At 62.0% G+C, this 23449-nt stretch carries 21 protein-coding genes and 2 pseudogenes; 6 read left to right on the top strand and 17 right to left on the bottom strand.

Annotation, left to right across the window (positions count from 1 at the left end; all coding sequences use genetic code 11):
• Positions 1 to 23 precede the first annotated feature (23 nt).
• A complete protein-coding gene (locus QA643_RS09640; protein WP_283032944.1) occupies positions 24 to 1043 on the bottom strand; it encodes an ABC transporter ATP-binding protein in 1020 nt (339 codons plus the stop codon).
• A 235-nt stretch (positions 1044 to 1278) separates the two neighbouring features.
• On the opposite strand from QA643_RS09640, the gene QA643_RS09635 reads away from it, so the two are divergent.
• Positions 1279 to 2082 carry a DeoR/GlpR family DNA-binding transcription regulator gene (locus QA643_RS09635; protein ID WP_283032943.1) on the top strand — a complete coding sequence of 268 codons (804 nt, stop codon included), beginning with the start codon at positions 1279 to 1281 and terminating at the stop codon, positions 2080 to 2082.
• 85 nt (positions 2083 to 2167) lie between these two features.
• Complete coding sequence (locus tag QA643_RS09630) at positions 2168 to 2491, top strand: hypothetical protein (protein WP_283032942.1); 324 nt, start codon at positions 2168 to 2170, stop codon at positions 2489 to 2491.
• 6 nt (positions 2492 to 2497) lie between these two features.
• On the opposite strand, the gene QA643_RS09625 is transcribed toward QA643_RS09630, so the two are convergent.
• From QA643_RS09625 to QA643_RS09615, 3 genes are read right to left on the bottom strand one after another with little or no spacing between them, the layout of a single operon-like run.
• Positions 2498 to 3220 (bottom strand): GntR family transcriptional regulator, encoded by a 723-nt coding sequence (locus QA643_RS09625; protein ID WP_283032941.1) that lies wholly within the window; start codon positions 3218 to 3220, stop codon positions 2498 to 2500.
• A gap of 28 nt (positions 3221 to 3248) precedes the next feature.
• Positions 3249 to 4844, bottom strand: a complete 1596-nt coding sequence (locus tag QA643_RS09620) for a GMC family oxidoreductase N-terminal domain-containing protein (protein WP_283032940.1) — start codon at positions 4842 to 4844, stop codon at positions 3249 to 3251.
• Positions 4844 to 5968, bottom strand: a complete 1125-nt coding sequence (locus tag QA643_RS09615; RefSeq protein WP_283032939.1) for a mandelate racemase/muconate lactonizing enzyme family protein — start codon at positions 5966 to 5968, stop codon at positions 4844 to 4846. Before QA643_RS09615 ends, QA643_RS09620 begins: the two co-directional genes overlap by 1 nt.
• A gap of 106 nt (positions 5969 to 6074) precedes the next feature.
• On the opposite strand from QA643_RS09615, the gene QA643_RS09610 reads away from it, so the two are divergent.
• The 3 genes from QA643_RS09610 to QA643_RS09600 are packed head-to-tail and all read left to right on the top strand — an operon-like array spanning position 6075 to position 8669.
• The gene (locus QA643_RS09610; RefSeq protein ID WP_283032938.1) at positions 6075 to 6845 is read left to right on the top strand and encodes an ABC transporter permease; all 771 of its coding nucleotides are present in this window, start codon (positions 6075 to 6077) and stop codon (positions 6843 to 6845) included.
• A complete protein-coding gene (locus tag QA643_RS09605; RefSeq protein WP_283032937.1) occupies positions 6842 to 7651 on the top strand; it encodes an ABC transporter ATP-binding protein in 810 nt (269 codons plus the stop codon). The genes QA643_RS09610 and QA643_RS09605 overlap by 4 nt, the downstream gene beginning before the upstream one ends.
• Positions 7652 to 7673: 22 nt before the next feature.
• Positions 7674 to 8669 (top strand): ABC transporter substrate-binding protein, encoded by a 996-nt coding sequence (locus QA643_RS09600; RefSeq protein ID WP_091954632.1) that lies wholly within the window; start codon positions 7674 to 7676, stop codon positions 8667 to 8669.
• Between the two features lie 763 nt (positions 8670 to 9432).
• Here QA643_RS09600 and QA643_RS09595 read toward each other — a convergent pair.
• From QA643_RS09595 to QA643_RS09535, 13 genes and pseudogenes are all read right to left on the bottom strand, one after another.
• Positions 9433 to 10350: an NADP-dependent oxidoreductase gene (locus QA643_RS09595; protein WP_283032936.1), complete on the bottom strand. Its 918-nt coding sequence runs from the start codon at positions 10348 to 10350 to the stop codon at positions 9433 to 9435.
• Positions 10351 to 10402: 52 nt separating this feature from the next.
• Positions 10403 to 10915, bottom strand: a complete 513-nt coding sequence (locus QA643_RS09590; RefSeq protein WP_283032935.1) for a carboxymuconolactone decarboxylase family protein — start codon at positions 10913 to 10915, stop codon at positions 10403 to 10405.
• Between the two features lie 63 nt (positions 10916 to 10978).
• Positions 10979 to 11665, bottom strand: coding sequence for a nitroreductase family protein (locus tag QA643_RS09585; RefSeq protein ID WP_283034757.1), 687 nt, complete (start codon positions 11663 to 11665; stop codon positions 10979 to 10981).
• 120 nt (positions 11666 to 11785) lie between these two features.
• Positions 11786 to 12742 (bottom strand): AraC family transcriptional regulator, encoded by a 957-nt coding sequence (locus QA643_RS09580; protein ID WP_283032934.1) that lies wholly within the window; start codon positions 12740 to 12742, stop codon positions 11786 to 11788.
• 508 nt (positions 12743 to 13250) lie between these two features.
• Positions 13251 to 13892, bottom strand: a complete 642-nt coding sequence (locus tag QA643_RS09575; RefSeq protein WP_283032933.1) for an HD domain-containing protein — start codon at positions 13890 to 13892, stop codon at positions 13251 to 13253.
• A gap of 82 nt (positions 13893 to 13974) precedes the next feature.
• A pseudogene (locus tag QA643_RS09570) lies at positions 13975 to 15425 on the bottom strand (catalase).
• A gap of 199 nt (positions 15426 to 15624) precedes the next feature.
• A pseudogene (locus tag QA643_RS09565) lies at positions 15625 to 16597 on the bottom strand (GlxA family transcriptional regulator).
• Between the two features lie 95 nt (positions 16598 to 16692).
• On the bottom strand, positions 16693 to 17277 hold the full coding sequence (locus QA643_RS09560; RefSeq protein ID WP_349253260.1) for a cupin domain-containing protein: 585 nt from the start codon (positions 17275 to 17277) through the stop codon (positions 16693 to 16695).
• A complete protein-coding gene (locus tag QA643_RS09555; RefSeq protein WP_283032932.1) occupies positions 17274 to 17924 on the bottom strand; it encodes an HD domain-containing protein in 651 nt (216 codons plus the stop codon). Before QA643_RS09555 ends, QA643_RS09560 begins: the two co-directional genes overlap by 4 nt.
• A 70-nt stretch (positions 17925 to 17994) precedes the next feature.
• Entirely contained in the window at positions 17995 to 18930 is a 936-nt protein-coding gene (locus tag QA643_RS09550) for an NADP-dependent oxidoreductase (RefSeq protein WP_283034755.1), read from the bottom strand.
• A 438-nt stretch (positions 18931 to 19368) separates the two neighbouring features.
• Entirely contained in the window at positions 19369 to 19908 is a 540-nt protein-coding gene (locus QA643_RS09545) for a DUF4863 family protein (protein ID WP_283032931.1), read from the bottom strand.
• A gap of 27 nt (positions 19909 to 19935) precedes the next feature.
• A complete protein-coding gene (locus QA643_RS09540; protein WP_283032930.1) occupies positions 19936 to 20658 on the bottom strand; it encodes a nitroreductase in 723 nt (240 codons plus the stop codon).
• Positions 20634 to 21857 (bottom strand): ABC transporter substrate-binding protein, encoded by a 1224-nt coding sequence (locus QA643_RS09535; RefSeq protein ID WP_283032929.1) that lies wholly within the window; start codon positions 21855 to 21857, stop codon positions 20634 to 20636. Before QA643_RS09535 ends, QA643_RS09540 begins: the two co-directional genes overlap by 25 nt.
• A 244-nt stretch (positions 21858 to 22101) precedes the next feature.
• Between QA643_RS09535 and QA643_RS09530 the strand changes: the two genes are divergently transcribed.
• On the top strand, positions 22102 to 23046 hold the full coding sequence (locus QA643_RS09530) for a LysR family transcriptional regulator (RefSeq protein WP_283032928.1): 945 nt from the start codon (positions 22102 to 22104) through the stop codon (positions 23044 to 23046).
• Positions 23047 to 23449 lie beyond the last annotated feature (403 nt).

Raw genomic sequence — 23449 nt, 5'->3', positions numbered from 1 at the left:
CCGAGCGCCTGTAACCACCGCCGCTATCCAGCGAAGGTCGCCAGCCGGCCCTCCCTGGCCGAAGTTTCCAATCGGCATTCCGTAGCCGGATCAAATCGATGCTCGCGATCGGCCTCCCAGGCTAGGAGGACATCCTCGCCGGGCTGAACTTTGCTGAACCCATCTAGTCGAACCGAGATCGGCTGACCGTCGATTTCGCACAGCACGATGCTGTCGGCCCCGAGATGTTCGACGGCCTTGACCCGCGCGTCGTGATTTCCGCCGGACACGATATTGATGTGCTCCGGCCGGATGCCGATGAGACAATCATCGCGACGCAGCAGATTCATCGGCGGGGTCCCGATGAATCGCGCCGTGAACGCCGTTGCCGGCCGATTGTAAAGCTCTTCCGGCGAGCCGTTCTGCTCGATGCGGCCGTCGCGCATCAGAACGACGCGGTCCGCCATGGTCATGGCTTCGGTCTGATCGTGGGTAACGTAGACCATCGTCATGCCGAGACGCTGCTGCAACGCGCGGATTTCCGTCCGCATCTCGTGTCGCAGCTTGGCGTCCAGGTTGGACAGCGGCTCGTCCATGAGACAGACCCGCGCCTCCGCGATGATAGCGCGCCCCAGCGCGACGCGCTGGCGCTGCCCTCCCGACAATTGCGCCGGCTTGCGTTCGAGCAGATGCCCGAGACCAACGATGTCGGCGACGCGACGAAGGCGGGCGTCGCGCTCGGCGCGCGAGACGCGCCGCACGCGCAGGCCGAAGATGATGTTCTCGGCCACGCTCAAATGCGGGAATAGCGCATAAGACTGGAAGACCATGGAGATCTTCCGGTCCGCCGGTGACAGGCGGGTCACGTCAACTCCGCCGATGGCGATCGTGCCGGCATCGGCTTCCTCCAGACCGGCAATCAGCCGCAGCGTGGTCGACTTGCCACAGCCGGACGGCCCCAGCAGCACCAGCAGCGAGCCCTCGTCCGCCGTCAGACTGATGTCATCCACGGCGCGCATCGCGCCCCACGACTTGGAGACCTGACTCAGCGCAATTGCCGACATGGCCGATTTCGCTCTCAGCACGATGCAGCTACGCACGCTGGCGGCGGCTCGCTCCAACAGAGCAACGCAAGGCCGGCCACCCAGACAGACCGGTCCATACGCCCCTCCCTTTGAGCCACGCGCATTCATCGGCGTAGCGATTAATTTGTTCATATGAACATAGCGCGACAACATATGAAACAGAAAATTGCACCTTCGGCGTTCAAATGATACTTTCGTTGGGAACGGAGATCCCATGCTCAGGACCGCCACGACACGTCAGTCGCACATACTGGAGATCGTGCGCGAGCAAGGCTTCGCCTCCATCGAGCAGCTTGCGGCGCGTTTCGACGTGACGCAGCAGACCATCCGTCGCGTTGTGAATGCGCTCTGCGACCAGGGACTGCTCCGGCGGGTGCATGGCGGGGTCAGTCTCCCCGTCCAGAACCAGAACCTCGCCTATGGCAGCAGACACAGGTTGAACGCCGACGCCAAGCGGCGGATCGCGCACGCGACGGCCAAACTCATCCCCGACGGGACGTCGCTGATGATCGGACTCGGCACGACGCCTGAATATGTCGCGCAGGCACTCTCCCGCCGACGGGATCTGCGGGTCATCACCAACAGCCTAAACGTCGCCGCAGCGTTCGCGCACAATCCCGAGGTGGAGATCACCATCGCTGGCGGCACGCTGCGGCCGCTCGACCGCGACATCATTGGTGAGGCCGCCGTGCGTTTCTTCTCGGGATTCCGCGCCGACTTCGGGATATTCGGCGTCGGCGGCGTCGACCCTGACGGCACGCTGCTCGACTTCCATGTCGATGAAGTCAAGGCACGTCAATCCATCGCCGCCAATTCACGAACGTCCGTGCTCGTGGCCGACATCACCAAATTCGGACGCAATGCCACGGTTCGTGGCGGCCACCTCGACGAGTGCCACCATCTCGTCCTCGACAATCGATTGCCGGCAACGTTTGAGCTGATCGCGCAGCGGTATAGCGGCCAAATCCATACGGCCGGCGACGCTCGCGCAGATTTCGAGCGCCTCGGCAACACCTAGTCGACAACTGCAATCATCCTCAGCCCGATCGCGCCTCCCCGGGGCAAGGTCCGAGATCGATTCACGCTCCGCGCGGAAGGGCCGGGTGACTGTCCATTTTGTCGCGGTTGAGTTACACGATCGCAACGGCATCTATGCGAGTGTTGTCCCTGCCGCCACGCCGCATTCCGTGGCCAATCAGGATAACGAGCTGCTCAGGTCGCTGGTGCAGCAACAGAATGAATACCTGCTCCCGACCACTCCGGTTCGCAAGATCCTGAAAGCCTTTGAACGCAGGGAAGCCGACGTGCTCGCGCTTGTCGAGCGCGCCGACCATCGCGCCCCGCTCGGCACCTTGAGCGAAGCCCAAGTCCTGCGCACCTATGGGGAAGAACTCAAGCCTCGGAACCAGGAGCTGTTCTCACCTTGACGGCCACTAGGGCCGCAGATCCATGTCGATCCGCACGAAGTCGCCGCGATAGGTGACCTCGCCGAGATAGATCACGGTGCGGTCCGCGGTCGTGAAGATGCGGCGCACTTCGGCCACCGGCGAATTCAGCGGCACGCGCAGCAACCGCGCCGCCTCGATGTCGGCGGCGCCGATCGTCAGCGTCTGGCGCGCGCTGGCGATCGCGGGATCCCTGAGATCGCTCAAAATCGGGATCACGGTCTCGTTGCGAAAACGCTTCGGCGACCTGCGGAAGATCTTCTCGTCGAGATAGATGGAAATGACGCAGTACGGCTGTTTCTCCCGCGAATGCAGCCGACGCATGAAGACGTATTTTTCGGCTGGCTTGCCGTCGCCGGGAAGTAGCGGCGCATCGCTGCGGCTCTCCGAGATATTGATGATCTCGGGCGAAGTGTCGCGGTACATGTCGGCGAGATCGGAGAGCGTCGTCTCGACCTTGAGCCAGCGATCCTGCCGCACGGTCCCCGTGACGAAGGTGCCGCGGCCCTGCTGCGCCTCAATCACACCGTCGCGGGCGAGCAGCTCCACCGCCTGCCTGATCGTGACGCGCGACACGCCGAACTCGGCCGCCAGTTCCTCATTGGCGGGCAGGCGAAAGCCTTGGGTCCAGACGCCGCGCGCGATGCGCTGCCGGAAGATGTCGGCGATCTGCGCGTATTTGGGGACGTGACTATCGGAACTCAATTCCATCTCGCCCTCCACGATTCAGGTCGCGCAATCAAGCCATGACCAGCGCAGCACCGCGTTCGCCGATCATTAGGCTGGTCGCATTCGTATTGGCTGAGGTGATCTGCGGCATCACCGAGGCATCGATCACGCGCAGCCGTTCGACGCCGCGCACGCGCAGCTGCGGATCGAGCACGGCCTGCGCGTCCGTGCCCATGCGACAGGTCCCGACGCAGTGAAACACCGTGCCACCGGTATTACGCGCAAAGTCCCACAGCCCGGCATCATTCCTTGCCGCCTCGCCCGGCACCATCTCGACGTCCCAGAGCGGGCGAAACGCCCTCTGCTGATAAATCTCGCGCAGAATCTTCAGACCCGCAACAATGGTCTTGCGGTCGATCTCTTCGGCAAAATAGTTCGGCTCGATACGCGGCTGCTCGAACGGATCGGTCGAGCTGATCGCAAGCCGTCCACGCGACTTTCCATGGCATTGCCAGACCGAGGCAGTGAAGCCGGAGTAGCTGTGAAGGGGCTCGCCGGGCTTGTCGACCGAGAGCGGCATCACGTTGAACTGCACGTCCGGCCGGCCACCGACGGCGTATTCCGTGCAGGCTGCGCCGCCCACCTGCCCCGCCCCGACGGTCAGCGGACCGCTGCCAGCCAGCATCCACTGCAAGCCCATCTTCGCAAGCTCGACGGGATTGCGGACCTGGTCATTGAGCGAAATTCGTTCCTTCAGACGGACGATCAGCCGGGCCTGATAATGGTCCTGGAGATTGGCGCCAACATCCGGACAATCGGCAACGACAGGAATGCCGAGCTTGCGCAGCAGGTCCGCCGGACCGACGCCGGAGAGCTGGAGGATCTGCGGCGACTGCAGCGCGCCGCCGGACAGGATGATCTCTCGATCAGCCGCTGCGCTGTGGACCTGCCCCTTGCTGATCCACTCCACACCGGTCGCGACGCGACCCTTGAAAACGACCCTGCTGACTTGCGCATGGGTGATGATGGTGAGGTTGGGACGGCCGGCGACGGGGCGCAGAAACGCAGAGGCCGAACTGGTCCGCCAGTGTCGCCCGATGCCGAGCTGGTAGGTGCCGACGCCCAGCGTCGTGGCGCCGTTGAAGTCGGGATTGCGCGACAGGCCGAACTGCACACCCGCCTCGACCCAGGCCTTCGAGGCCGGATTGTCATTGCGAAGGTCGGAGACCTCGAACTCCCCGAGCCCGCCGTGAAACTGGCTCTCGCCGCCGCGGTAGCGTTCGTAGCGCCGAAAATACGGCAGGAGTTCGCGATAGCTCCAGCCATCGGCGCCGAGGCGTTCCCAATCGTCAAAATCCTCGTGCTGGCCCCGGATGAAGATCAGGCCGTTGATTGACGAGGAACCGCCAAGCACGCGGCCCCGCGGCCAGACGATGGCACGACCGCCGCTCCCTTCTGAGGGCTCAGTCCTGAACAGGCGCGAGAACCGCTCGTTGTAGATGGTCCGGTAGTAGCCGACCGGAAGCTTCAGCCAGAAATTCCGATCCGATCCGCCGGCCTCCAGCAGCAGCACGCGGCAGGACGGATCGGCCGACAACCGGTTCGCAACGACGCAACCGGCCGAGCCCGCGCCGACAATGATGTAGTCGTAGCCGCGTGCTGGCATCAGATCGTCCGGTATTGTTCGATGGAGGCAAGATCGGGCGTGATGCCGAGGCCAGCCTCGTCGCCGAGCGTGATCATGCCGTCCCGGATATCGAGGGGACCGCAGAAGCGGTCGCGCAGCAGGTTTTCGTTGCAGTCGACTTCGAGCAGTCCGTCACCGCCGACGCCAGCAAGAAGATGCGCGGACGCCAGAAGCCCGATGCCGGCACCGAGATAGTGCGGGCAGAACATCTTTCGCGACGTCAGGATGTCGCGGGCAATGCTCGCGCAAGCCGACAGCCCGCCCCATTTGGCGATATCGGGCTGGACGACACCGAGAGCCGGCTCACGCAGCACCTCGGCAAAGCCGGCGTGGCTCGCGATGTTCTCGCCGGCTGCGAGCGGAATGCGGATGGCTTCGCGCAATTGCATCCATTCCTGCCGGGGGCGATCGGCGCGGATCGGCTCCTCGAGCCAAGCGAGACCGAAGCGCTCGAGCTGCGGTGCAAGTTCCAGCGCCTGCGCAATCGCCCAGCCCTGGTTGACGTCGGCGGCAAGCAGGCCTTCGCCCACGAGTCGACGGAGCGCGGCGAGATTGGCGCGGTCAGCGGCCGGATCGAAGCCGATCTTCAGCTTCAACGCGCGGTAGCCGCGGCTGAGCGCCGCTTCAGCCATTCGCTCGGACCCGACCGGATTGATGCCGCTGGCGTAGACCTTGATCGTGCGACTCGCCCCGCCGAGCAGCTTCCAGAGCGCAACGTTCTGGCGGCGCGCGTGGAGATCCCAGACGGCGAGATCAATGCCGGCGATCGCCTGCGCAAAGGGCCCGGCCTCTCCGGACTGCAGCGCAAGCACCGAGGTTCCCTGGGTCAGATGCTCGAAGGCAGCGGACGGCTCAGGGGCGTTGAAGCCGGCCAGAGCCGGTGCAAGCACGTCGTTGACGAGCCGAACACGATGTTCGGCTCCGGGTGCCGGAAAATTGCACCATGCTTCGCCCCAGCCGATATTTCCGTCGGTATCCTCGACGCGGACGAACACAGCGGGCCGATCCTTCATCCGCCCAAAGGACGTGATGACCGGCGTAGTCAGCGGGTAACGATAGCCAAAGGCCTGGACGCTTCGGATGGTGAAAGGTGGCGATGTCATGCGGGAAAGCCTGCGACGCCTACGACCAAAGGCGCCACTTGTATGGTCATCCTATTTATAATATGACCTCTGAAAACATCAACCGCGATCTGGGTGGACGCGTCGAATGAACGGAGCTGGCCTGAGACGCTTTGGTCTCGGATTGATACCGTGGATCGGTGCGATCCTGCTCTGGTACGCCGTGCGCTGGAGCGGGTTCGTCAACCTTTCGCTGATCCCTGCGCCGCAACAGGTCGCCGCAAAATTCTTCGAGCTCCTCACCAGGGAAGGGCTGCTGATCGACATCTTCGCCTCGAGCCGGCGCGTCTTTCTCGGCGTCGCGCTCGGCATCCTCGTGGCAGTGCCAGTCGGATTTCTGCTGGGTTGGTATCGCCCCGCCCGCACATTCGCCGACCCCATGATCAACTTCTTCCGCGCGCTGCCGCCGATCGCATTGATCCCGCTGGTGATCGTCTATTTCGGCGTCGACGAGCTCGCCAAGCTCGTCATCCTGTTCTACGCCTCGTTCTTCTCCGGCGTGATCGTGATGTATGAGGGCGTGTCGCAGATCACGCCGCTCTACATCCGCGTGGCGCAGACGCTCGGCGCCAACCAGGCCGAAATCTTTCGCAAGGTCATCATTCCCCTCACCGTCCCGCACATCCTCACAGCGTTGCGCGTGGCGTTGGGCGTGGCCTGGGCGACGCTGGTCGCATCCGAACTGATCGCGGCGCAGCGCGGGCTCGGCGCCATGATCCAGAATGCCTCGACCTACTTCCTGCTCGACGTCATCTATGTCGGCATCATCTGCATTGGTTTGATCGCGCTTATCATGGATTTGATCCTGCGCAAGATTACGGCGCGGCTATTGGTCTGGCAGGATCGGGCCATCGCATGAACAAGCGCGCGCAGTTCGACAAGGTTTCGCTGTCCTTCGAGACGCCGAAGGGCCGCCTCAACGTCGTCGAGGATGTCAGCTATGACATCAACGACGGCGACTTTATCGCGGTGATCGGGCCGTCCGGCTGCGGCAAGACCACGATGATGAGCATGCTCGCCGGCTTCCAGAAGCCGACAACCGGCAACGTCCTGTTCGACGGCCGTCCTGTCTCCGGTCCCGGCCCCGAGCGCGGCGTCATCTTTCAGGAATACGGCGTATTCCCCTGGTTGACGGTGAAGCAGAATATCGCCTTCGGCCTGACGCTCAACGCCAACCATGTCCCGACCGCCGAGCGCGACGCGATTTGCGATCACTATCTTGGCCTGATGGGCCTGTCCGACTTCGCCAATTCCCACCCGAAGCATCTTTCCGGCGGCATGCGGCAACGGCTCGCGATCGCGCGAGCCTATGCGGTGAAGCCGCAGTTTCTCCTGATGGACGAGCCGTTCGGGGCGCTCGACGCCCAGACCCGCTCAAACATGCAGAACCTGCTACTTAAGGTGCTGGAGACCGAGGGCAAGACTGTCATGCTGATCACTCATTCCGTAGAGGAGGCGATCTACCTCGCATCCCGCATCGTGGTGGTGACGGCGCGGCCGGCGCGGATCAAGAAAATCATCGACGTTCCCTTTGACTACCCGCGCGACGAGTCGATTCAGGAGCTGCCGGAATTCGCCGAGCTGCGAAGCCATATCAGGCAACTCGTGATGGATGAATATCGCGCCCAGCAGGCGCAGATGCGTCCAGTCTCATTCTCGGAATAACAGGCAAGACGGAGGATACATCATGGATCGGCGGCAATTTCTGACCACGACGGCGGGCCTTGCGCTCGGCACCTTCACAGCCTCGGCACCGGCGATCGCGCAAGCGAAAACGAAGGTCCGCGTCGGCTATCTTCACACCGTCGCCGTCGACGGCCAGATCTGGACCGGCATGGACCGCGGCTCCTTCGAAAAGCAGGGCCTCGATCTCGAACTGCGGCAGTTCAACACCGGCCTGGAAATCTTCCAGGCCTTGATCGGCGGCAGCCTCGACGTGCTGGCGACCGGCGCTGTCCTCTCGAACTTCCCGGCGCGCGGCCAAGGCAAGGTGTTTCTGATCAACGATATCGAGGTCGCGACGGCGCAGCTCTGGGTCCGCGGCGATCAAGGCATCAAGTCGTTCGCGGATCTGAAGGGCAAGCGCATCGCAACCGCGACCGGCACGACGGCGCACGTGTTCCTCGACACCGCGCTCCGGGCCAACAAGGTCGATCCAAAGGAGGTCGAGCTCGTCAACCAGACCATGCCGGCGGCTGTGACCGCCTTCATCTCCGGCGCCGTGCCGGCCGTGGCGCTCTGGGTGCCGTTCAACGTCACGGTCCGCGACAAGGTGCCGGGCGCGACCATGCTCGCCGATGCGTCAGCCTACTATCCGAAGGCGGCCATCATCGGCGGCTGGGCCGCCGCCAATGACTATTATGAACCCAACAAAGAGACTTTGGCCAAACTGATCCGCGGCTGGGCGGATGCCAACGACTACATCGTCGCCAACAGCAACGAGGCGATGGAGAAGCTGCAGAAGGGTCATTACAGCCAGACGCCGCTGTCCGACATCAACGAGTCCTTCAAGGCCCAGAAGATGTTCACGTCCAAGGACTGGAAGCGCATGTACTCGGACGGGACCGTCACCAACTGGCTGCAGCAGTCGACAGACTTCTTCATGGCCAACGCCGGCATCAAGGACTTCACGCCCGCGAGCAAATACTTCGATCCTAGCCTGTATCTGAAGACGATCGCCTAGAGACCAGGGAGCCGAGAGACTCGGAGTTCGAACCGCACACGTCACGTGCGCGGCGCGCTCCAGCTGTTTTCCCGGCCGATTGATTCGCTAACGTAACAAGCATGTGTTGAGCACCGCGGTGAAAACGCAATCCTTTCGTACGCTCAAATGCGCTGCTCCACTCCTTATTCGGGGTGGTGTGGATTACCGGCTCCAAGCAAGCTAAGCCGGCTAACGGTCCTTCGGCCGCAGACTCCTAGAGACGAGAGACATAGCCAAGGCTACGCCAAACGACGCGATGCCAGCCGGCCGCACTACTCCCACTCTATCATTTCGAATGACGCTTCGTCGTTGATTTGCAAGCACAAACTTGCAAATCTGACGGACAAATGCCGACGGTATACCCGCCGCAATTTTTGGGTGTTGAATTCACAGGAAAATTTCAGAAGCCGGCAATGTTGGCGATTGCGCTAACTATCGCAGTCAATCGACTCATCTCCGTTGCCTGCGTAGAGAAGACCGCTACACCGGCTCCGGTGCGATGTCCCTTTAATACCGTCAGAGATCAGCAGCACGCTGGTACTTCCCCTTTTTCTTGCCTGTGCGCGTGTCAGAATGGTCCTATTTGCGCTAGATCCTTGCCTCTACGGCAGGTCGTAGTTTTACCCGGAGCGGACTGACTATCGCACCGCATAGTTCGCCTGGATCGTGCCAAGACACTCGCCACGATCCAGAAGCGAAGCGATAATACGCCGGGAAAGCTGCCCCTCGGCCTATCAAGCGCTCACGATCGGACCTGAATGATCGTCTTGCCTTTGCGTCGCTGGGTCGAGTTGAGGGTGGCGACTGCATCGTCGAGGGAGGAGACCTTTCCGATGTTCGTCCGCAGCCTGCCGTCCCGCACCCTCTCGACTATCTCGATCAATTGACCGCGATCGGCCTCCACCACGAAGTCGATGGCGAAACCGTTGAGCGGCCGAGCCTCCGCCGGTCCGACGACGCTCACCAGCGTCCCTCCGGCCCTGACGAGGGCTGCAGACTGCTTTTGGATGTCGCCGCCGATGACGTCGAACGCGAGATCGACGCCCCCGATATCTTTGAGCGCATCGTTCTCCAGGTCAACGAATTCATTCGCGCCGAAATCGAGCGCTTTCTGCCGGTCGGCCGCGCGTCCCGTTCCGATGACGTAGGCTCCAGCCTCTCGCGCGAGCTGGACCACCATGGAGCCGACCGCGCCCGCCGCGCCATGCGCAAGCACGCTTTGGCCCGTCTGAAGGCGGCCGTGCAAAAAAAGCCCCTGCCACGCGGTCAAGCCGGAGATCGGCAGGCTCGCGCCGATCTTGAAGTCGACGTCACCCGGCAAGGGCGCGAGATTGCGCGCCTCGATAGCTATGTACTCAGCGAGAGAGCCGTCCCGATACCAGTCTGCAAGGCCGAACACGCGCTGTCCCACCGAGAGTCCGGTAGTACCATAGCCCGCAGCCGTGACGACGCCGGCAAATTCGTGCCCGAGGATCGACGGAGCTCGGCTCTGTTCGCGACGATCGGTCCACGTCGATGGCCACTCCAATTCGGTCGGAACGAAGCCCGATGCGTACACCTCCACGACGACGTCGTTTATCGCCGCGCGAGGTTCGGGCCGTTCCGCTAACTTCATGCCGGCAAGTCCGGCAACCTGGTCCGTCACGATGATCGCTTTCATGTTGAATTCTCCTTCATGTGCTTAGTTTTTCTGAATCAGCGTGTCCGTCTGCTCAGATCGAGCCGGCGGGTGCCACCGCGGGAAAGTCCTGATCGGGATGGAAGACGTTGTTGAAGAAGTTCGTCAGCGAGTACATGGCCACAAGCGCGACGATCTCCATGATGTTCGCATCAGTGTAGCCCGCCTCGCGCACGGCTTGCACATCGGCGTCCGTGACATGCCCGCGGCTCTCGATGACCTTGCGTGCAAACCGGACGGCGGCATCCCGCTTCGGGTCCCTCGCATGACCCTTTCGGGCGAGAATGATGTCCTCGACCGGCAGCTTGGCCATACGCTCCGCCGTGAAGCTGTGCACGGTCAGGCAGTAATTGCAGCCGTTCACTTCGGAGACCGCGAGGCCGATGCTGTCGCGCGTCTTGACGTCGAGCGCCTTGCTCAACGAGCCGAGCAGAGTGGCCCATGCGTTGAACGCGATCGGGCTTTGCGCGAAGGTCGCCATCATGTTCGGAGTGAACCCGATGTTCCTGGTGAACGTATCGAGGGTCGGTTTTGAATCGGCCGGCACGTGGTTCCGGCTTCACAGCGGCTCTCGCCATGATATTTCTCCTAGATGATTATTCAGGGTTGGTTATGCGAAGTGCAGCACATCGGCCACGGGCAGGCGCGGCTTCTGCGGCCAGTTGCCAGGCCGCTCCGGTCCAACGGTCAGCAGCATGACCGGGATTTCGTCTTTGGCGAGAGCGAACTCTCTGTGCACGGCCTCCGCATCGAAACCGATCATCGGTGTCGAACCGAGGCCCAGCGAGCGGGCTGCATAGACGATGGCCGCGGCGCCAAAGGTGGCGGAGCGCACGGCCTCGTCGCGCTGGCGCTGCGGTTGATTGTCGTACAGGCCGCGCGCAGGCCCCTCCCAGTCTGGCACCAGATGTGCCGGCATGATTCCGGCTTCCACGACCGGCGCGAGGCGCTCGGGGACGGTGCTGGCATCGGCCAACTGGCCGACAATGATGAAGGTGACGGCCGCTTCGGTGATTGCGGGCTGATTCCAGGCGATCGGACGCAGCCGCGCCTTTGCTTCGGGTGAACGCACGGCGATAAAGCGCCAGTTCTGCAGATGGAAGGACGTCGGCGCCGATGTACCGATCCGCACGAGGTCACGGATCTGATCGTCGCCGAGGACGGCCGTCGTGTCGTAATACTTCGCAGCACTGCGGGCCAGGATGGTTTCGATCACGGCGTTTGTCGGCAGCGGCCGCGCAAGCAGACGGGAAGTTGCGGCGCCGGAAGCGGTAGCTGTTGTAGCGGTGCAGTTCATGGGTGGCTCCCTCATCAAGTGATTACGGAGCCAGAAATTACGGGCAGCGCCGGTATTTTCGAGCCTCAAACAGCTCAAAAAGATGCTCGAAAGGATCATTCGGGCGCTACGGCATTACTCCTACTCCGCGGCGTGCGCCAGACGGCGCCATTCCCCTGGGGTCATCCCCATCCTCTCAGCAAAGACGCGTCTAAAAGCTGATATCGATTGATATCCAACCGCCTCGGCCACAGCTTCCGTGCTGGTCCCTGGCTTCTTGAGCTCGTTGGCGGCCATACTCATGCGAAGATCGGTCAACAGGTCGAGGGCGGAGCGACCTAACTTGTCCTGAAAGTGGCGCATGAATGTCGCGCGTGACATGCCGCATAACTCGGCCAGCTCGTGAAGCTTCCACTGTCGGGCCGGATCCGCGAACATCGCCGCCATGGCCGATGCCAATCTCGGATGGCCAGCAAGGGCCAACAAGCCGTCGGAGGATTTTCCGGCTTCACTCGCAGCGCGCAGCACTAGCGTGAACAAGACCGTCGAGAGCGCGTTGAGAATGGCGCGCCCTCCCGCTCTGTCAGCGGCGGACTCCATTCGCATCAGGCCCACCAGTCCGGAAAGCTGACTCGATGCCGACGCGGTGTCCTCTCCTCCATCGTTTTTCATAGCCCGCACCACCAGATTCGCCGGCAGGTAGTTGCGGACCAGCCGGTCATGCGGCGGCACGACGAAAAACCGCCCGCACAGGAGATCCAGTCGCTCACCCGGTCCATCGTTCTCGCTCAACATCCATCCTGCGGAGCCCCTGCTTTGGTGCGTGGCGATTGGCTTTTTGCCGCTACCGTCGTGCAGCACATGCGCCGAACCGTGAGGGAGCAGCACGATATCTCCGCTTCCAAGTTCCTGCACCGTTCTCGAATCAGGGTCCTCGAAAATGGCCCGACCCTTGACTATGACATGGTACGGGATCTCGTTCGCCCCTGCCCTGGGCCAGATAACACGCCAGGGTGCGCCGTACGCGCAGCGCACCTCGAGTTGGCCGGTAACGGTTATGATTTGCAGGAGATGACTCAACCAGTCGACTTGAGACATGAGACCTCGAGAACGTGAATCGCCGACGCAGGATATCAATTTAGCGGCGCGTTCGGCGAAAGGCTTGACGTTCCGTCCTCATTGATTGCGGCGCTGAAGGCCAGGGCGGCCGCTTGCTCATTGTCTCCATCTCGGCGGTGAGCTCCGTCAGCATCAATACCGACTTTCAGTGTAGATGCTCAGCACCACGCGGGAGGTGCGGTGGCGCGCTGCATGACGACCGGGTTCCTTCCCAACGGCAGCAACTTCCCCTCCCTTCCGCCAGACACCATCGGTAGCCAGTCGACCTGAGTATCGATGGTCCGGTTTTGCGCCAAGAGCTGCCTCGACTCCTGCACTTGGCGCATTGGAAATGACGCTCAACCCGAATACCGGTTGCGGGAGAGGCCGCCGTCTTCGGACCGAGACCCGCGTCTCGGATTCTCGCGCGCGCGAAGCTGGGTCGGGCAGCGGTCAGCCGGGCGGCAGCTGCCGATCTGCAATCTTGCTGCGCTCGCCGCAACGACTTTCACTTCGGCCAGGCCGAGCCGAGGATGATCGAGCAGAAGTTTCCGCGTACATAGTTCATGTCCTTCAGCGCCAGGACATCGGCCTTCACGTTTCCGAACGTTGTAAGAGGCTTCTTGATGATGCCGTTGGCGAAGTGATCGATGATGTTCTCCTTGAAGTTGGCCTCCCGCGGATGATGGGCACAGACGTGGTCCCGCTGCTCGTGCGTGAAGTCGCGGTAGGCGATACCAAGCACGTCCATTTCCACGCCGGCGGTCACCAGCGCGATGGTGGGACGCATGTGCTTGGGAATGCCGGGCGTCGTGTGGAGCGCGATCGCGGTCCAGACATCCTCGACGTCGCGTTCCGGCACGCCGTAAGTCTTCATAAAGTCGCGTGCGGCGTTGGCGCCATCTACTTCGAAGCGCAGGTCCGGGCTCGAATACTTCTCCGTCAACCCCATATCGTGGAACATGGCGCCGAGGTAGAGCAGTTCCGGATCGTATTTCAACCCTCGCCGTCCACCCGTGAGCGCGCCCCAGAAGAAGACGCGGCGGCTGTGGTTGTAGAGCAGGTCGTCCTCGGTGTCGCGAACGAGCTGCGTGGCAGCACGAGCAATGGCGCTGTCGGGTACGCGGATGCCGGCAATGATTTCGGGCATGAACGGTCTCCTTCGTTGGATCGGAATCGGGTGGCACAAATCGCCACGGGATAGTTACGGGATCGTGGACGGATGGCTGTCGCTATTCGGCGGCGACCTCCATCGGTGTAAGTCCCAGCGCTTGCGCCACACCGGCCCCATAGGCTGGGTCTGCCTTCAGGCAATTGGCAATGTGGCGCTGCTTGGCCTCGAGCCGTGCATCGCCCATCGCTCGCGCCGTGTTCTCGAACAGCGCCTGGCGCTGCACCAATGTCATTTTGCGAAATAGATTGCCGGGCTGCTCGTAGTGATCCTCGTCGACGCGATGGTCCCAGTGCGCGGCCGCGCCGGACCATTCGAGCGGCGGTTCGGCGAGACTCGGATCGTGGTCGATCCACGCGCCCTTGCTGTTTGGCCAATAGGTCGGTGTCGCACCCAGGTTGCCGTCGGTGCGCATCGCGCCGTCGCGGTGATAGCTGTGGAACGGGCACTTCGGCGCATTCACCGGGATATGGTTGAAGTTGACGCCCAGCCGGTAGCGCTGAGTATCACCATAAGAGAACAGGCGCGCCTGCAGCATCCTGTCGGGCGAGAAACCAATTCCTGGCACGACATTGGCCGGCGAGAAGGCGGCCTGCTCGACCTCGGCAAAATAATTGTCGGGCCATCGATTGAGCTCAATCACGCCGACCTCGATCAGCGGATAATCCACCTTCGGCCAGACTTTCGTGAGGTCGAATGGATTGTGATTGTGCGCCTTCGCCTGCTCGTCGGTCATGACTTGGATGAACATCGTCCAGCGTGGAAAGTCACCGCTGTCGATGGCGTTGAGCAGATCGCGCCCATGGCTCTCGCGATCCTTGGCGACGAGCGATGCCGCCTCCTGGATGCCCTGCTGCGTGCGGAAGTGGAACTTGACCCAGACACGTTCGTTGGCGGCGTTGACCATTGAGAAGGTGTGACTCCCGAACCCGTGCATGTGCCGGAAGCTCCTGGGGATGCCGCGGTCGGACATGACGATCGTCACCTGGTGCAGTGCTTCGGGCAGCAGCGACCAGAAATCCCAGTTGTTATCGGCCGAACGCAGGCCGGTGCGCGGATCGCGCTTGATGGCGTGATTGAGATCGGGAAAGCGCAGCGGGTCGCGGAAGAAGAAGACGGGCGTGTTGTTGCCGACAATGTCCCAGTTGCCTTCCTCCGTGTAGAACTTCAACGCAAAGCCGCGGATGTCGCGCTCCGCATCGGCCGCGCCCCGCTCGCCGGCAACCGTGGAGAAGCGCGCGAACATCGGCGTCGTCTTGCCGATCTGCGCGAAGATCTTCGCCGTGGTATGGCGGCTGATGTCGCGCGTGACGGTGAAGGTGCCGTAGGCGCCCCACCCTTTCGCGTGCATGCGCCGCTCCGGGATCACCTCGCGATCGAAATGCGCCATCTTCTCGATGAGCCAATGTCCTGGAGGAGCGCGGGGCCGCGCGGCCCTGCCGTCATGATGTTGAGATTATCGGCCATCGGCGCCCCGGTTGCGTGCGTCATGGGTGGACGGGAATCTGTCATGATCTGCCTCCTGTTCTCACGACGGGATGGAACTGCTGCTGGCCTCGATGGCGAGACCTGATCTGGTACGTATTTTGCGGAGGAGCCTCGCGGCCGACAACGCACACGATCCTATGGATCAGGACAGCCGTACGTCGTTTGCTGCCAACAAGTGGTCGACCATTTGCAACGGCAGCGGCTTGCTCGGAGAGGTCACACTCTATTCCGGCTCTGTTCGCCGGAAGCTGGCGCGGTATTGCACCGGGGTGACGCCAAGGCGGGTGCAAGACGATCCTCATCCGATCCGCCGATCCGAAGCCGCAATCGAAAGCGACCGCCTTCAGCGGCCGGTCGCTTCCTTCCAGCATCATGCGAGCTGTATCGACGCGGGCGCGCTCGATGAACTCGTGCGGCGTTATACCGGTCACCTGCACGAAATGCCGGGCCAGATTCCGGGGGCTCATGCCGACCACAGCGGCAAGCGACTCCAGCGTGTGGCGCTCGCCGATTCGGGCCATGACGTGGTCCTGGATGCGCGCGATCGGCGATTCCGGATCGGCAGGCGCTGTCAGATAGGGACTGAACTGCGATTGTCCGCCCTGGCGCTGGGCCACCACAACCAGCCGCTTGGCAACCTTGAGCGCCGTTTCCGCGCCGTGCCGCTGCAACACGAGCGCCAACCCAAAATCTATCCCTGCAGTTACACCGGCGGCGGTGATCAACCGTCCATCCCGCACATAGATCAAATCAGGTTCGACTCTTGTCTTCGGGAATCGCGCTGCCAGCGCCTGCGCATCCTGCCAATGGGTTGTGACACGCCGATCGTCGAGGAGACCGGCGTAGCCGAGCACGAAAGCCCCGGTGCAGATCGATCCATACACACTGGAGCGCCACGGCAGCTGCTTGACCCACTCGATCAGGGAGCGCTCGGGTTCCGCCTCCGGTGGCGTCGGCGCACCGGCCACCAGTATGATGTCGAAGCCGCCTGTCGCCTCCTCGAAGGTCAGGTCGGCCATCAGCCGTAGACCGTTCGACGCCCGCAATGGATTGCGGTGAGCCGCGATCAACGCCGTTTCATAGCGGTCAGCATTGTCAAGGAACGTGTTCGCCTCGCTGAACACATCGAGGGGCCCGGCCACGTCCAAGGCCTGGACCCCCTCGTAGACGACGATCGCGACAGCTTGTACCGGCACCCCTTACTGCCTCTCCAGTGTGGCGCCTCATTATGCATGTCGTCCACACACTGCAAAGGGTCTGGTGCGATCTGGACCAACCGAATTGTCGCGCCTTATCGCGACCCTGGCGCCTTGTCTGGCGTCGTCAAGGCATTGTCCCTGGCATCGACGACGAAGACCGCGAGTAAACTGGCGGGCTCCGTTTCGCTCGCGTTCTCACTAATCGTATGATGTGAGCCCGGCATCTCGTAAAACGCTTCGCCTTGATGGTAGACCTTCGGCGGGTCATTATCGACCTGGCTGCGGATGGCCCCCGATAGCACATAAGCGTAGATAAATGCCGACGCTGCGTGGTGATGAGGCAGCGATTTAGCTGCGGGCGGATAACTCACAAGGACAGAAACCAATCTCTTTCCTTCGACATTCGGGAGTGCGTGCTCGAAGACGACCTTTACTTGCTCCCGGTCCTGGGCGATCGCGGGAGAGGCTCCCAGAGCGATCTCTGATGCTAGCAGCAGGACGGCGGCCGCTCGCAGTGCTCTTCTGCCGGTGATCTTGTAACCCTTTGTGTTGATAGAAGACGCGCTCGGCGCTAGCCAGCGAAGAAAAGCAAGCGCCTCGACGCTGGCAATTCGCCCGTACGCGGATATCAGTTCTAGGAGCATGGCACTACCCTCTATGATGTTGAACGTCGTCATGGAGAATCCGGCAAGGGAGATGCAGCAATCAGATCGCACGCGTTGGGGCTCTTGAAGTCCGGGAGAAACCGCTCGCAGACGGCGGCGTTTACCGTGCCGTACGTGGTCGCGGGCTTATGCGCAAAGCCCGCGAAGTACTCCTGAATAAAGCCTTTTTTGAAATTCGTTCGCGGGTATCTGGCGATGATGTCCTGAAGGACTTCCGTGGGAAACTGATCGAATCCGACCCCGATCACATCGAGAAGGACGCCTGAATTGAGGAGCGCGACTTCGGGGCGCATATACTTCGGGATGCCGGGCGTGGTGTGCAGCCCGATTGCCTCCCAGACCGTCTGCACCTGATCTTCCGGGATATTGTGGGTACTGAGGAACTGACGGGCGGCATTTGCGCCATCAACTTCGAAGCGCTCGTCCGGGCTCGAGAACTTCTTGATCAGGCCGAGATCGTGAAATGCTGCGGCGACGTAAAGGAGCTCAGAGTCGAAGCGCAGCTTTCGCTGATGCCCCTGCTCAGCCGCGAACAGGTAGACGCGGATCGAATGATTGAAGAGCAGATCGGTTGAATGCGCGCGCAGGACGTCTGTCGCCTCTTTCGCGAGCAAGGAATCGGGAATGAGGGGGGCACGGACGAGATTTCGCGTGGTCATTTGATGTTTCCTTTCGAGAGCGGCCGAGGGGCCGACGGCAATAATGGCTCGCGAGCCCAACGCCTGGTGATCAACTCGAAGTAACCGCGAGCACGATTTTTCCTTTCGGCTGGGGCCGCACGCGCTCCATCATTAAATGAGCTTCACGCGCATCCGTTAGAGGCAAGACAGCCCCTACCTTTGTTCGCAATTTTCCATCATCGACAAGACGAGCGATCTGCATGAGGTATCGGCTCGTGATGTTGACGAGAAAGAAGCTGGCTTCAACGCCGTGGCGTTTTGCAAGATCCTGATCCGGGTGGGAAACCGCGGAGATCAGCTTGCCGCCGCGGCGGAGGACCTCGAAGGAACGGCTTTGTGTTTCGCCGCCGACCAGATCGATGACGGCGTCCGCCTCGCGAACCTGCTCCTCAAATCGTTGAGCGCGATAGTCGATCACGGCATCTGCGCCCAGCTCGCGCACCAACGGAATATTATGAGCTGCGGCGGTCGCGATGGTCTGGAGACCAGCGCGCCGCGCCAATTGAACCGCATAGGACCCGACGTTCCCTGCCGCTCCGTGGATGACCACCTTTTGGCCTTTCTTAAGCTGGGCCTGATCAAACAGCGCCTGCCATGCGGTGACGGCAATGACAGGAACAGAAGCGGCTTCAACGTGGGTCAGCGAAGCGGGCTTGTTGGAGACCATTCCGGCAGAAGCCAAAGCGTATTCGGCGTAGGCCCCGACAAATCTCGAATTCGTAACGCCATAAACCTGATCTCCCACGCGCAGGTCGGAAACGCCTGGGCCCACGCCGACGACTTCACCCGAAAGGTCAGAGCCCAACGTGAGAGGGAGCGGTTGCGGCAAAGCGCTCTTTCCGGCCCGGATCCATCCATCCCACGGCCCGACCCCTGCGGCTTCGAGCTTGACCAGGACCTCGCCAGGGCCGGGTTCGGGCCGCGGGATGCGCTCCAATTTCATGACCTCAGGTGGCCCAAACTCGTGGACACGCCAAGCCATCATTGTTGAACGAGCTCGCTCGTGACTAGCCTGAGGATTGACGCTGCCGGGTGTCATCTCACTCGCTCCCCGCTCGCCATGACTACCGCCCGCGCTCGTCCTGAAGAGTGCAATGGGCGGAGCCTATCGCCAATCGGATTGGCGGATAGCTCTGCCCCATATGTCGCAATCGATCCTGCTTGGGACAACAAACAGCATCCTTTGGATCAGGACAGGCGTACGTCGTTTCCTGACAACGCCGGTCGATGGGCCCGGCTCTGACCGATAGCCCCCGGCCGCTTTCGGACGGCTGGCTGGCTAGAATTCGGATCGAACGGAATCGGATACTGGTCCCAAACATCCACGTAGCGTCCATGGACTTTCGGTTGGCAGATCCAGACGAGCGTGTTCGGCACCGCGGCCATCCTTGTCGTACGCTGGCAGCGAACGATGGCTCGGCCGTCAGGCCGGAGCCTTGAAATCGTACGAGATGCGTCCGGCTGGCAGATAGAACAGAGCGATGACAGCGCCACCTCTCACCTCCGGATAGTGCCGGCTGCCAGGGTCGGGCGCCGTCCAGCCTGGCCCTTGCCAACCCTGCAGTCCCTTCAACTCCGCGCCTTTGTTCAGGGGCACGACGAGGTTGAGCTCGCCATAGGGGTGGCCGTGATACTGGCCGCGGAGCACGTCGCTATCATCCTCGTCCTTGAAGCGACGCGGATCGGCGCTATTCATGTACACGGCGGTGATGCTGAACTGGAACGTCTCGGGAGTTGGCTCCAGGATACGGCTGCGCCGGTAATTCGGGCCCTCGACCTCCTGGTTTGCCGCCCAACCTCCCTCAACTCCGATTTTGATGAGGCGGCTCAGATCCTGGTAGAGCGAGCTTTGCTCGCCATATTTCTCGTTGAGCCAACGCTCCATCTCGGCGCCGGGCGTCATATCCTTGACCTCCCGCAAGAACGGAATACTGCGCTGAATTAGCTCTTCCCGGCTTCCCATGGTCCTGTCCTCCTTCTCGATTGGATCTCACGCTTCAAAGCCCGCAAACGTGGCGAACTCATCGACGTCCGCCCGCGGCATCAATCTTTCCGCCCCCACAACCATCGCACGGCCGATCGAAACGCCGCACACCACCATTTGCTCCGCCGGGATCGACAGCAGCGGACGGAGGATCCGGTGATATTTCGCGAACGTCTCCTGCGGACAGGACTGAAGTCCGCGCCCTGCCGCTGCCAACATCACGTTCTGCACGAACATTCCGAGGTCGAGCCAGCTTCCGACTTCCAGACGGCGGTCGATGGTTACGATCAGACCCACCGGCGCGCCAAAGAACGTATAGTTTTTCGCGGTCTGCTGTGCCCGGGCCTCGGAATCGGCCTGCGCGATCCCGAGCGCGCCGTAGAACAATTGACCGAACTGCTGTCGCCGCCTGAGGTACGGCTCGGGCAAGTCGCTGGCGTAATATTTGTATTCCGACGCGTGCTCGTCGCGCGACGTCTGGTGCGCCTCCAGCAGCGCCGCCGACACCCTGTCCTTGACCGCGCCCGTGAGCACATAGACGTGCCAGGGCTGGATGTTCGCTCCACTTGGTGCGAACCGGGCTGCGCAGAGAATCTGCTCGACGGTCCGCCGCGGGACCGGAGCATCGCAGAATTCGCGGCACGCGGTTCGGCCCATCATGATCTCGTCGATGCCTCTATGGGCAAGGGGCACGGTTTCGCCGGTCACGGCTTCTTCAGGAGCGGACATCGTCCCTCCTCCATCGGCCTGAACGCTTCTTCCCCAGGAATGGTCGCGAGTAACTCGTAGTAATCGAACCTGTATTTCGACTGTTCCGGCGACTTGACGCGGAAAAGATACATATTGCGGATCAGCCGTCCGTCCTCGCGAATGCGGCCGTTCCTCGTCATGAAATCGTTCACCGGCATTTCGCGCATCTTGGCGGCCACCGCCGGGCCATCCAGCGTGCCCGCCGCTTCGATTGCCCGCAGATAGTGGATCACCGCACCATAGGTGCCGGCATGGATCATGGTCGGGACCTTCTGCGTCGTCTCGATGAAGCGCTTCGACCATGCACGCGTCTCATCATTGAGATCCCAATAGAATGCCGAACTGAGCATCAGTCCCTTGGCGTTCTGCAATCCAAGACTATGGATGTCGGCAATGAAGACGATCAGGCCGGCAAGCTTTTGCCGGCGCGTGATGCCGAACTCCCTGGCTTGCTTGACCGCGTTGATGAAATCTCCCCCAGCATCGGCGAGTGCGATCACGTCCGCATTTGAAGACTGCGCCTGCAGCAGGAAGGAAGAGAAATCGGGCGTGTTGATCGGATGTTTGACTGCGCCCGTCACTTTGCCGCCGGTCACCTCGATCACCTTGCGGCTGTCGGCCTCGAGCTGCGCGCCGAGGGAATAGTCGGCCGAAAGAAAGAACCAGCTCTTTGCGCCAAGTCGTGAGATCGCCTTGGCGGTGCCCTGCGACAGGGCATAGGTATCGTAGGTCCAGTGAATACCGGTCAGCGAGCACTCATCACCGGTCAGGCGCGATGTTGCCGCGCCTGTGGCGAGAAACAGCTTCTTCTTGTCACGGGCAATGCCTTGGACGGCGAGCGCAACAGCGGAATTCGGCACGTCAAAGATCGCCTCGACGCCCTCGTTGTCGAGCCAGCGCCGTGCGATCGCCGCACCGACGTCCGCCTTGTTCTGGTGGTCGCTGGCGACGACCTGGATCGATCGCCCGAGCACCTTGCCCCCAAAATCGTCAACAGCCATCTGCGCCGCGACCACCGACCCCTGGCCCCCGTTGTCGGCGTAAAGGGAGGACATGTCGGTCAGGACACCGAGCTTGACAGGAGCATCCTGCGCAACCGCCGATGTCCCAAGTAGCGCCGACGCCACCATCGCAACGACCATCTTGCGTTTGACACCCGACGTCTCGCTGGATCTCATTGCGACCCTCCTCCAGACAGGCGACGAGGATAATGACGGGATCGGACAGCGACGGAAGTGAAACCTTCGCAGATCTGTCGTGAACCGCCTTCAGATTGGTCGCACCGGGGGCAGCATGTCTCCGTTAGCTCCCCGGTTGCGTCCAGCGTGTGCCTGGCTTTAACCTGGATTCCACCGCGGCATGTGCGCACGCGGCTGGCTGCCAAGGATCCTCGCCGTGTCCGTTTCCTTCAAGACATTGGACTTGAACCTGCTCAAGGTGTTCGATGCCGTGATGGAGGAACGCAGCGTGCTGCGCGCCAGCCAGAAGGTTGCGCTGAGCCAGTCCGCCGTGAGTCATTCGCTAGCCCGACTTCGCGAGATGCTGGAGGACGAACTGTTCGTGCGCACGGCCACGGGCATGCAACCCACGGCGCGCGCGCTGACGATGGCGCCGCAGGTTCGTGAGGCTCTGCGAACCCTTGAGGCCGCGGTCGAGCTGCCGACCTTCGTCCCAGCAACGTCCACCAAGCAGTTTACGCTCGCCGCCAACGACTTCGCGACGATGGTCCTGGCATCTCCGCTCCTGAAACTACTCGGCCGAGAGGCGCCGTCCATTGACTTGACCATCAAGCCCGTGACCCGAATCGACCTTGCCGAGCAGATCGATCTCGGTCGCATCGACGTGGCTATCGGCGTCTTCTCGGTCCCTCCGAGCCGCTTCCGCACGTCGCTGTTATTCGAATATGACGACGTGCTGATTGTCGGCGGAAAGCGTAAACTCGGCCGGCTTGACAAAGCAAAGCTTGCGCGCCTGTCGCTGGTCGTCGTCTCCTTCGAGCAGGAGGGCGCCATCGGCGGATTCATCTCGGAGCGAGGTCTCGCCCGGCGCTCGGAGATGTATGACCGCGCGGCGCTCGAGCGGGCGCTCTCGGCAAGCGACCGCCCGCCGCGGATCGCGGTCTCATTGCCGCATTTTCTTGCGCTCCCCGCGCTGCTCCAGGATTCCGAACTGGCAGCCATTGTCCCGCGTCCGCTGGCAAGGGCGCTCGAGCAAAATCATTCGATTGCGACCTACGAGCTGCCCTACACCACAACCCCTGTCGAAGTCCGCCTGCTGTGGCATGAACGCGCCGAGGGCGAACCATCGCATGACTGGCTTCATGAGATCCTCCGACGCGCGGCCGAGGACCTTCGACGCGGGCGCTAAGGATTGGTGGCTTCGCTATCGAGCGGCCATCGTACCTGACATCGGGACCCAGCGCTCACCGTCGCCTGCGAAGTGAACTTGCCAGTTGACGTGTGCTGGCCAATGAGACGACTTGGGACTCCACCATCGGCGATGTCACCTCATACGGGGCAACGGGTAACCAACGCGGATCATGAGAATGCGTCCCGGCCGTGGATATCACGGTGACAATCCCTCTCAAAGCCGACGACTCGCTCTGATTGCAGCGATGCGACGTGGCGCCACACCTTCCATCTCTCTCCTCGGCCAATGGTAATTCCCGCCGGCGAACTCGATCGCTAATGGTCGCAGGAGATCGCAGGCTGACGTGCAATCGTACGAATGGTAGAGGGGGAGCGACTCGACCCCCGGCCGGATTGTTTTT

This window comes from Bradyrhizobium sp. CB3481 (genome assembly GCF_029714305.1).
Taxonomy (GTDB): Bacteria; Pseudomonadota; Alphaproteobacteria; order Rhizobiales; family Xanthobacteraceae; genus Bradyrhizobium.
This window is presented reverse-complemented; position numbering and strand designations above follow the sequence as displayed.

Excerpts from the sequence above, each read along its gene's own strand:
- QA643_RS09600 (WP_091954632.1), top strand. The coding sequence starts at position 7,674 with ATGGATCGGCGGCAATTTCTGACCACGACGGCGGGCCTTGCGCTCGGC.
- QA643_RS09585 (WP_283034757.1), bottom strand. The coding sequence starts at position 11,665 with ATGAACTGCACCGCTACAACAGCTACCGCTTCCGGCGCCGCAACTTCC.
- QA643_RS09595 (WP_283032936.1), bottom strand. The coding sequence starts at position 10,350 with ATGAAAGCGATCATCGTGACGGACCAGGTTGCCGGACTTGCCGGCATG.
- QA643_RS09545 (WP_283032931.1), bottom strand. The coding sequence starts at position 19,908 with ATGGGAAGCCGGGAAGAGCTAATTCAGCGCAGTATTCCGTTCTTGCGG.
- QA643_RS09555 (WP_283032932.1), bottom strand. The coding sequence starts at position 17,924 with ATGACCACGCGAAATCTCGTCCGTGCCCCCCTCATTCCCGATTCCTTG.
- QA643_RS09580 (WP_283032934.1), bottom strand. The coding sequence starts at position 12,742 with ATGTCTCAAGTCGACTGGTTGAGTCATCTCCTGCAAATCATAACCGTT.
- QA643_RS09625 (WP_283032941.1), bottom strand. The coding sequence starts at position 3,220 with ATGGAATTGAGTTCCGATAGTCACGTCCCCAAATACGCGCAGATCGCC.
- QA643_RS09535 (WP_283032929.1), bottom strand. The coding sequence starts at position 21,857 with ATGAGATCCAGCGAGACGTCGGGTGTCAAACGCAAGATGGTCGTTGCG.
- QA643_RS09620 (WP_283032940.1), bottom strand. The coding sequence starts at position 4,844 with ATGCCAGCACGCGGCTACGACTACATCATTGTCGGCGCGGGCTCGGCC.
- QA643_RS09550 (WP_283034755.1), bottom strand. The coding sequence starts at position 18,930 with ATGATGGCTTGGCGTGTCCACGAGTTTGGGCCACCTGAGGTCATGAAA.
- QA643_RS09605 (WP_283032937.1), top strand. The coding sequence starts at position 6,842 with ATGAACAAGCGCGCGCAGTTCGACAAGGTTTCGCTGTCCTTCGAGACG.
- QA643_RS09560 (WP_349253260.1), bottom strand. The coding sequence starts at position 17,277 with ATGACGACGTTCAACATCATAGAGGGTAGTGCCATGCTCCTAGAACTG.
- QA643_RS09640 (WP_283032944.1), bottom strand. The coding sequence starts at position 1,043 with ATGTCGGCAATTGCGCTGAGTCAGGTCTCCAAGTCGTGGGGCGCGATG.
- QA643_RS09610 (WP_283032938.1), top strand. The coding sequence starts at position 6,075 with ATGAACGGAGCTGGCCTGAGACGCTTTGGTCTCGGATTGATACCGTGG.
- QA643_RS09575 (WP_283032933.1), bottom strand. The coding sequence starts at position 13,892 with ATGCCCGAAATCATTGCCGGCATCCGCGTACCCGACAGCGCCATTGCT.
- QA643_RS09540 (WP_283032930.1), bottom strand. The coding sequence starts at position 20,658 with ATGTCCGCTCCTGAAGAAGCCGTGACCGGCGAAACCGTGCCCCTTGCC.
- QA643_RS09635 (WP_283032943.1), top strand. The coding sequence starts at position 1,279 with ATGCTCAGGACCGCCACGACACGTCAGTCGCACATACTGGAGATCGTG.
- QA643_RS09615 (WP_283032939.1), bottom strand. The coding sequence starts at position 5,968 with ATGACATCGCCACCTTTCACCATCCGAAGCGTCCAGGCCTTTGGCTAT.